The sequence below is a fragment of the Kineococcus esterisolvens genome, assembly GCF_050871405.1.
Taxonomy (GTDB): Bacteria; Actinomycetota; Actinomycetes; order Actinomycetales; family Kineococcaceae; genus Kineococcus.
This window is the reverse complement of the sequence record NZ_JBJLRI010000112.1, coordinates 1-8,538: the sequence shown is the minus strand read 5'-3', so window position 1 is coordinate 8,538 and position 8,538 is coordinate 1. Positions and strand designations below refer to the sequence as shown.

Annotated in this window: 7 protein-coding genes; 4 read left to right on the top strand and 3 right to left on the bottom strand. The window is 74.1% G+C overall.

Features of this window, described 5'->3' with window-relative positions; translation table 11 throughout:
* Positions 1–43: 43 nt before the first annotated feature.
* The 3 genes from ACRYR8_RS20335 to ACRYR8_RS20325 all read left to right on the top strand — a co-directional run bounded on the left by ACRYR8_RS20335 (position 44) and on the right by ACRYR8_RS20325 (position 4,910).
* Positions 44–898, top strand: a complete 855-nt coding sequence (locus tag ACRYR8_RS20335; RefSeq protein ID WP_432486193.1) for a carbohydrate ABC transporter permease — start codon at positions 44–46, stop codon at positions 896–898.
* Entirely contained in the window at positions 898–1,809 is a 912-nt protein-coding gene (locus ACRYR8_RS20330; protein ID WP_432484177.1) for a carbohydrate ABC transporter permease, read from the top strand. The genes ACRYR8_RS20335 and ACRYR8_RS20330 overlap by 1 nt, the downstream gene beginning before the upstream one ends.
* A 68-nt stretch (positions 1,810–1,877) precedes the next feature.
* On the top strand, positions 1,878–4,910 hold the full coding sequence (locus ACRYR8_RS20325; RefSeq protein WP_432484175.1) for an alpha-mannosidase: 3,033 nt from the start codon (positions 1,878–1,880) through the stop codon (positions 4,908–4,910).
* 178 nt (positions 4,911–5,088) lie between these two features.
* On the opposite strand, the gene ACRYR8_RS20320 is transcribed toward ACRYR8_RS20325, so the two are convergent.
* The 3 genes from ACRYR8_RS20320 to ACRYR8_RS20310 all read right to left on the bottom strand — a co-directional run bounded on the left by ACRYR8_RS20320 (position 5,089) and on the right by ACRYR8_RS20310 (position 7,220).
* Positions 5,089–5,568: a GNAT family N-acetyltransferase gene (locus tag ACRYR8_RS20320; protein WP_432484173.1), complete on the bottom strand. Its 480-nt coding sequence runs from the start codon at positions 5,566–5,568 to the stop codon at positions 5,089–5,091.
* 78 nt (positions 5,569–5,646) lie between these two features.
* The gene (locus ACRYR8_RS20315) at positions 5,647–6,657 is read right to left on the bottom strand and encodes a TIGR03557 family F420-dependent LLM class oxidoreductase (protein WP_432484171.1); all 1,011 of its coding nucleotides are present in this window, start codon (positions 6,655–6,657) and stop codon (positions 5,647–5,649) included.
* Positions 6,654–7,220 carry a type 1 glutamine amidotransferase domain-containing protein gene (locus ACRYR8_RS20310; protein WP_432484169.1) on the bottom strand — a complete coding sequence of 189 codons (567 nt, stop codon included), beginning with the start codon at positions 7,218–7,220 and terminating at the stop codon, positions 6,654–6,656. Before ACRYR8_RS20310 ends, ACRYR8_RS20315 begins: the two co-directional genes overlap by 4 nt.
* 188 nt (positions 7,221–7,408) lie before the next feature.
* Here ACRYR8_RS20310 and fbaA point away from each other — a divergent pair, with 188 nt between their 5' ends.
* Positions 7,409–8,431: a class II fructose-bisphosphate aldolase gene (fbaA, locus tag ACRYR8_RS20305; protein WP_432484167.1), complete on the top strand. Its 1,023-nt coding sequence runs from the start codon at positions 7,409–7,411 to the stop codon at positions 8,429–8,431.
* Positions 8,432–8,538: the final 107 nt, after the last annotated feature.

Here is an 8,538-nt window from a genome sequence, read left to right as displayed (position 1 = left end):
GCGCCGGGCGGAGCGGACCCCCGCCCGGCGCGGGTCCGGCGCGATCGTGAAGCTGGCGCCGCTGCTGCCGGCCTGCGCGCTCATGCTGGTCTTCCTGGCCGGGCCCATCGCCTACGCGCTGTACGGGTCGCTGACCAACACGGCGCTCAGCGGGTACCGCGCCGCCCAGCCCGAGTTCGTCGGCCTCGACAACTACGCGCAGCTCCTGAGCAGCGGGGAGTTCTGGCGGTCGGCGTGGCTGACGCTGTTCTTCGTGCTCGCCTCCGCCGTGGTCGGCCAGAACGTCCTCGGCATGGCCGTCGCCCTGCTGCTGCGTGCCGCCCTCGGCCCGCTGCGCTCGTTCGTCAGCGCCCTCGTCGTGACCGCCTGGGTGCTGCCGGAGATCGTCGCCGCCTTCGCGCTGTACGCGTTCTTCTCCACCGACGGCACCCTCAACGCCGTCCTGGGGGCGGTCGGCGCCGGGGACACCGCCTGGTTGGTCACCTTCCCGATGATGGCCGTCGTCCTCGCCAACGTCTGGCGCGGCACCGCCTTCTCGATGATGGTCTACGGCGCGGCGCTGTCCGAGGTCCCGCCCGACGTCACCGAGGCGGCCTCCCTGGACGGCGCGAGCGGAGCCCAGCGCTTCTTCCGAATCACCCTGCCGATGATCCGCCGCTCGATCTCCACGAACCTCATGCTCACCACCCTGCAGACCCTCGGGGTGTTCACCCTCATCTGGGTCATGACCGGGGGAGGTCCCGGCACGCGGAGCTCGACGCTGCCGGTGCTGGCCTTCCAGGAGGCGTTCAAGTTCGCCCAGGTCGGCTACGGCACCGCCATCGCCGTCGTGACCCTGGTCATCGGCGCCGTGTTCGCCGCCGTGTACGTCCGCGTGCTCAAGCCGGAGGTGGACTGATGGCCGGCGCGGGAGCGACCACCCGACCCGACGCGGTGCTCGCGGTACCGCCACCGGCGCCGGCGCGCCCCGGGCTGCACGTCACCGCGCCCCACCGGCGGGGCGCGAGCGTCGCCGCCAACCTCGCGCTTCTCCTCGTGGGGATCGTCTTCCTGGTGCCGCTGGCCTGGATCGTACTGGCCTCCGTGGACCCCGACGCCACCGTGTCGGTGTCCCTGCCCGGCACCCCGACGCTGGAGAACTTCCGCGACGTCCTCACCTACGACCTCACGCTGCTGCCGCTGTGGAACTCCCTGGTCGTCTCCGGGGGTGCTGCGCTCGTCACGGTCGTCGTGGCGACCCTGGCGGCCTACCCGCTGTCGCGCTACCGGATGCGGTTCAACCGCTCCTTCCTCTACGCCATCCTCTTCGGCAGCTGCCTGCCCATCACGGCGATCATGGTCCCGGTGTACGCGCTGTTCGTCGCCCTGGGACTGCTGGACTCCCTGACCGGAACGGTCCTCTTCCTCGCCGCGACCTCGCTGCCGATGGCCGTGTGGATGCTGAAGAACTTCATGGACAGCGTTCCCGTGTCCCTGGAGGAGGCGGCCTGGGTGGACGGCGCCAGCGCCATGACCGCGCTGCGCCGCATCGTCGTCCCGCTCATGCGCCCGGGGATCGCCGTGGTGTTCATCTTCGTGTTCACCCAGGCGTGGGGGAACTTCTTCGTGCCGTTCGTGCTCCTGCTCGACCCCGCCCGGCAGCCCGCCGCGGTGTCCATCTACACCTTCTTCGGCACCAACGGCGCCGTCGCGTACGGGCAGCTCGCCGCGTTCTCCCTCCTCTACGCCACCCCCGTCCTCGTCCTCTACCTCGTCGTCCAGCGCCTCGCCGGCGGTTCCTTCGCCCTGGCCGGCTCCGTCAAGGGCTGACCCGCTCGAGCCACCGGCCCGCCGCCCCGCGCGCGAACCCACCACCACCCCGCACCAGGAGCCGCCCCGTGCACGTCAACCCCACCCTCGTCGAGATGCGCGTCGAGCGCTTCGTGCGCGAGCGCCTCGAACCCGCCACCCACCGTCGGCGTCTGCCGCTGGAGGTCACCGCGTGGGAGGCGCCGGGTGAGCCCGTCCCGTTCGCCGAGGCGGCCGCTGCGCCGTACTCGCCCTTCGCGGCGGGGACCGCCTGGGGCAGGCCCTGGGGCACCACGTGGTTCCGGCTGACCGGCCGCGTCCCGGAGGGTTTCGGCGGTGAGGGAACCCGGGCGGAGGTCGTCGTCGACCTCGGCTACTCCGACGTGCAGCCGGGGTTCCAGGCCGAGGCGACGGCGTACCACCCGGACGGCACGGTGCTCAAGGGCCTGCACCCGCGCAACCGGTACCTGCCGCTGGCCGCGGTGACCGGGCCCGACGGCGCGGTGGACGTCCTGCTGGAGGCGTCGTCGAACCCGGACGTCTCCGGCGACGGCGTGTTCGCCACCCCCACCCGCCTCGGCGACCCCGCCACCGCGGGCACGGACCCGCTGTACCGGTTCGCGGGTGCGGACCTCGCCGAGCTCGACGTCGAGGTGTGGGAGCTGCAGCAGGACGTCTGGACGTTGCGCGGGCTCCTCGCCCAGTTGCCCGAGGCGTCCACCCGGCGCGCCGAGGTGCTGCGCGCCCTGGACGACGCCGTCGACGCCGTCGACCCGTGGGACGTGGCGGGCACCGCGGCCGCCGGCCGGGCCGCGCTGGCTGGCGTGCTGGCGCAGCCCGCCTCCGCGAGCGCGCACCGGGTCACCGCCGTCGGCCACGCCCACATCGACTCCGCGTGGCTGTGGCCGACGCGGGAGACGGCGCGCAAGTGCGCCCGCACGTTCTCCAACGTGCTGGCGCTGATGGACGAGGACCCGGACCTGGTCTTCGCCTGCTCCTCGGCGCAGCAGTACGCGTGGGTGCGCGACACCCAGCCGGAGCTGTTCGAGCGGCTCAAGAAGCGCGTGGCCGAGGGCCGCTTCGTGCCCGTCGGCGGCATGTGGGTCGAGTCCGACACGAACATGCCCGGCGGGGAGGCGCTGGCCCGCCAGTTCGTCGCGGGCAAGCGGTTCTTCGCCGAGGAGCTCGGCGTGGAGCCGCTCGACGTGTGGCTCCCGGACTCGTTCGGCTACACCGCCGCCCTTCCGCAGATCGCCGTGGCGGCCGGCGCTCGCTGGTTCCTCACGCAGAAGCCGTCGTGGAACGAGGTGAACCGGATGCCGCACCACACGTTCGCGTGGGAGGGCATCGACGGCACCCGCATCTTCACCCACTTCCCGCCCGCGGACACCTACAACTCCGACCTCGGCGGGGAGGACCTGGCCCGCGCCGAGCGGCAGTTCGCCGAGAAGGGCCGGGCGCGCCGCTCGCTGCTGCCGTTCGGCTACGGCGACGGTGGTGGCGGTCCCACCCGCGAGATGCTGGCCGCCGCGGCGCGCACCCGCTCGCTGGAGGGCTCACCGGTCGTGGAGCTCGCCGGCCCGCACGACTTCTTCCGGCAGGCGCAGGCGGAGTACCCCGACCCGCCCGTGTGGAGCGGGGAGGTCTACCTGGAGTTCCACCGCGGCACCTACACCTCCCAGGCGCGCACCAAGCGCGGCAACCGCCGCAGCGAGCACCTGCTGCGCGAGGCGGAGCTGTGGGCGTCCGCGGCGCACGTCCAGCGCGGCGCGGACTACCCGTACGAGGCGCTGGAGCGGCTGTGGCGCGTGGTGCTGCTGCAGCAGTTCCACGACATCCTGCCCGGCTCCTCGATCGCCTGGGTGCACCGGGAGGCCGAGGCCCGCTACGCCGAGGTGGCCGCGGAGCTGGAGGAGCTCATCGGCGCGTCCCTGAGCGCGCTGGCGGGCGAGGGCGGGGAGGCGGTCGCGTTCAACGCGTCGCCGTTCGCGCGGCAGGGCGTCGCCGCGCTGGGGGCCGGCGCTCCGCAGCGGGGTGCCGGGGCGCGCGCGTCGACCTCCGGGGAGGGCATCGTCCTGGAGAACGACCGCGTCCGCGTCGTCGTCGACCGCGACGGGCTGCTGACCTCGGTGCTGGACCTGACCGCCGGGCGGGAGGTCCTCGCCCCCGGCACCCGCGGCGGCCTGCTGCAGCTGCACCGCGACACCCCGACGCAGTGGGACGCCTGGGACGTCGACGAGCACTACCGCCGGCACACCACCGACCTGGTCGCCGCGCGGACCATGGAACTGGTCGAGGACTCCCCGCAGCGCGTCGCCGTACGCGTCGTGCGGAGCTTCGGCGACTCGCGCGTGGAGCAGGTGCTGTCCCTCGACGCGGGTTCCGCGGCCGTGGAGCTGTCCTTCGACGTCGACTGGCACGAGCGGCAGAAGCTGCTCAAGCTCGCCTTCCCGCTGGACGTGCACGCCGACCGCGCCGCCTCCGAGATCCAGTTCGGGCACGTCCTGCGCCCCACCCACGCGAACACGTCCTGGGACGCGGCGCGGTTCGAGACGTGCGCGCACCGCTGGGTGCACGTGGGGGAGAGCGGTTACGGCGTGGCCGTGGCGAACGACTCCACCTACGGGCACGACACCGGCCGCACCACGCGTCCCGACGGCGGCACGACGACGACCGTGCGGCTGTCGCTGCTGCGCGCCCCGCTGTTCCCGGACCCCGACGCCGACCAGGGCCGGCACGTCCTGCGCACCTCGCTGCTGGTGGGGGCGTCGATCCCCGACGCGGTGCGCGAGGGGTACCGCATGAACCTGCCGCTGCGCGAGGCCCCGGGCGCGGGGCCGGTCGAGCCGCTCGTCGCCGTGGACGGCGAGGGGGTCGTCGTGGAGGCGGTCAAGCTCGCCGAGGACCGCAGCGGCGACGTCGTCGTCCGGCTCTACGAGGCGCACGGCGGGCGGGCCCGGGCGAGCGTGCGGCCCTCCTTCCCCGTCACGTCGGTGACCGAGACGGACCTGCTGGAACGGGACGTCGAGCGGCCGCGCGCCCTGCGCGGCAGCGGGGACGGCGCCGCGCACCTGCAGCTGCGGCCCTTCCAGATCGTCACCCTCCGCTGGCGCCGCGCCTGATCGGCCCCGCACCGCCCCCACCACGGTCCACGGGAGGGGGTCCGCCCGGTCGCGGTCACCGCCGGTCGGGCTCGCGGTGCATCAGCCAGGTGCGCGGGCCACCGCCCGGCAGGTCGACGACGCCGCTCACGGTGAAGCCGAGGCGCCGGTAGAAGCTCACGTTCGCCGGCGCGCTGGTCTACAGGTGCACCGGCAGCCCCTCCCGGTCGGCGCGCTCGAGCCCGCGGGCCACCACGGCCGCCCCGACGCCGCGGCCCTGCCGGTGCGGCGCGACGCCCAGGCTGGCCAGGACCACGTGCGGCCGGGCGGGGCGGTGCGCGTCCAGCACCGCCTCGGCCTCGGCGGCAGCCCCCGCCCGGTCCCCGGCCAGTTCCGCGGCCACCGGTCCCACGCGCGACCAGACCTCCCCGGGGACGGCGGTGCCGGTCACCCGCACCGCGACACCGGCCGGTTCCTCCTCCACCTCGCCGAGGTCGACCCGCCCGTAGGGGACGGCGACCTCGGCGAGGAAGAGGCGGTGCAGGGCCGTCAGCCGCTCGGCGTGGCGCTCGGCGTCGACCGTCCACCGGGTCCAGGGGTAGTCGCCGAAGGCTTCGGCGAGCACCCCGGCGGCGGCCGGGACGTCACCGGCCACCGCCGCCCGCACGTGCAGGTCCACCCGTCCCCCGCTCCCCGATCGCGGACCCGCCGGCTCCCCCGGACGGGCGTTCAGGCGATCACGGCGCGAGGGTCGGGGTCAACTGGGGGAGGGGTCCTGGGACGCCGCGGCCTCGCGCAGGGCCGGGACGATCTCCGACTGCGCCGCGCGCAGGAAGTCCTCCTGGTGCTCGCCGCCCACCTGCACCAGCGCCAGGTCCGTGAACCCCGCCTCGAAGTAGGCGCTCGCCGCCTCCACGACCGCGTCCACGTCGTTCCCGCACGGGATCTGCTGCGCCACGTCCTCCGGCCGGACGAACTGGCTGGCCCCCGAGAAACCCGCCGTCGTCGGCAGGTCCGCGTTCACCTTCCAGCCGCCCGCGAACCAGCGGAACTGCTCGTGCGCCCGCTGGACCGCCGCGTCCCGGTCCGCGTCCCACGACACCGGCATCTGCCCGATCCGCCGGCTCGTCGCGGCCTGCGCCGGGTCGCGCGCCGCGTCCCACGTCGGCCCCAGCGAAGGGTCCGGTTCCACGGCGATCAGGTGGTCGGCCAGCGGAGCGAAGCGCGAGCACGACTTCTCCCCGGAGACGCCCACCGCGATCGGCACCCGCTGCGGCGGGCGGTCCCACAACCGCGCCGAGTCCACCCGGAAGTGCTCACCGGCGTAGCTGAGCAGGTCCCCGTCGAACAGCGAGGAGATGATCTCCAGCGCTTCCACGAGCATGTCGTGGCGCTCCTCCAGGGCCGGCCAGCCCTGCCCCACGACGTGCTCGTTGAGGTTCTCGCCCGAACCCAGCCCGAGGGTGAAGCGGCCCTCCGACAGCAGGCCCACCGTCGCGGCCTTCTGCGCCACCACCGCGGGGTGGTACCGCATCGTCGGGCACGTCACGAAGCTCATCAGCTCCACGCGGGAGGTGACCTGCGTGACCGCGCCCAGCACGCTCCACGCGTACGGCGCGTGCCCCTGCGACGTGAGCCACGGCGAGTAGTGGTCGGAGAAGACCACCAGGTCGAAGCCCGCCTCCTCCGCCGCGGCGGCGTCGCGCACCAGCCAGCGGGGGTCGGACTGCTCCGACATGCACGTGTAGCCGATGCGGACCTCGCTCACGCCCGCACCCCCGCCACGTGCTCCACCAGCGTCCTCGAGAACGCGTCCAGGTCGTCCGGCTTGCGGCTCGTGATGAGCGGCCCCGGGCCGGAGGTGTCCACGACGACCTCCTCGTCCACCCACTCCGCGCCCGCGTTGCGCAGGTCCGTGGCCAGGCTCGGCCACGACGTCACCCGCCGCCCGCGCACCGCGTCCGCCTCCACCAGCGTCCACGGCGCGTGGCAGATCGCCGCGACCGGCTTCGAGGACGCCGCGAACTGCCCCACGAACGCCACCGCCTCCCGGCTCGTGCGCAGGACGTCCGGGTTCGCCACGCCGCCCGGCAGCACCAGCGCGTCGTAGTCGCCGACGGTGGCGTCGTAGACGACGACGTCCACCTCGAAGGTGTCGGCCGCGTCCAGGTGGTTGAACGCCTGCACCCGGCCCGGCCGGGTGGAGACGAGCACCGGCTCACCGCCGGCGGCCTGCACGGCCTTCCACGGCTCGGTGAGCTCCACCTGCTCGACGCCCTCCGGGCCCACGAGGAACGCGACCTTCCTGCCCTGCAGCTGCCTGTCCGTCATGCCCCCACGCTGGCACCGCCGCAGGCGTCCGGCACGTCGGGCGACCCCGCGGCGGGCGACCCCCGCGGCGGAGCGGCGCGCCGCCGGGGTGACGCACACCTCCACGACCTGCCTGCCCCGCCGTGCCCCCGCGTGGAAGGATCGGCACGCCAGAGCCGCAACGACGAGGACAACGACGAGGAGTCGCCATGCCCATCGCCACCCCGGACGTCTACGCCGAGATGCTCGACCGCGCGAAGGCGGGTGCCTTCGCCTACCCGGCCATCAACGTCTCCTCCTCGCTGACGCTCAACGCGGCCATCCGCGGCTTCGCCGAGGCCGAGAGCGACGGCATCGTCCAGGTGTCCACCGGCGGTGCGGAGTTCCTGTCCGGCACCACCGTCAAGGACATGGTCCTGGGCGCGCAGGCGCTGGCCGAGTACGCCCACCACGTCGCCAAGGCGTACGACGTCAACATCGCCCTGCACACCGACCACTGCCCGAAGGACAAGCTCGACAGCTACGTCCGGCCCCTGCTGGCCATCTCGCAGGAGCGCGTCGACGGCGGCCGCGAACCGCTGTTCCAGTCCCACATGTGGGACGGCTCCGCCGTGCCGCTGGAGGAGAACCTGCGGATCGCCGAGGAGCTGCTCGGCAAGGCCGCCGCGGCGAGGATCGTCCTCGAGGTCGAGATCGGCGTCGTCGGCGGCGAGGAGGACGGCGTCGCGAACGAGATCAACGACAAGCTCTACACCACCGTCGAGGACGCCATGGCCACCGTGCGGGCCCTGGGCACCGGCGAGAAGGGCCGCTACCTCACCGCCCTCACCTTCGGCAACGTCCACGGCGTCTACAAGCCCGGCAACGTCAAGCTGCGCCCGGAGATCCTCAAGCAGATCCAGGAGGAGGTCGGCGCCGAGGTCGGCAAGGAGAAGCCGTTCGACCTCGTCTTCCACGGCGGCTCCGGGTCCCTCGCCGAGGAGATCGCCGCCGCCGTCGACCACGGCGTCGTCAAGATGAACGTCGACACCGACACCCAGTACGCCTTCACCCGGCCCATCGTGGACCACGTCTTCCGCAACTACGACGGCGTGCTCAAGGTCGACGGCGAGGTCGGCAACAAGAAGATGTACGACCCCCGCACCTGGGGCAAGAGCGCCGAGACCGGCATGGCGGCGCGCGTCGTCGAGGCCGCGCAGTCCCTGCGCAGCGCCGGCCAGCGCCTGAAGTGACGCCGCGGGGGGGGGGGGGGGGGGGGGGGGGGGGGGGGGGGGGGGGGGGGGGGGGGGGGGGGGGGGGGGGGGGGGGGGGGGGGGGGGGGGGGGGGGGGGGGGGGGGG

Coding starts and splice junctions, on each gene's coding strand:
- ACRYR8_RS20310 (WP_432484169.1), bottom strand. CDS start 7,220: ATGACGGACAGGCAGCTGCAGGGCAGGAAGGTCGCGTTCCTCGTGGGC.
- ACRYR8_RS20330 (WP_432484177.1), top strand. CDS start 898: ATGGCCGGCGCGGGAGCGACCACCCGACCCGACGCGGTGCTCGCGGTA.
- fbaA (WP_432484167.1), top strand. CDS start 7,409: ATGCCCATCGCCACCCCGGACGTCTACGCCGAGATGCTCGACCGCGCG.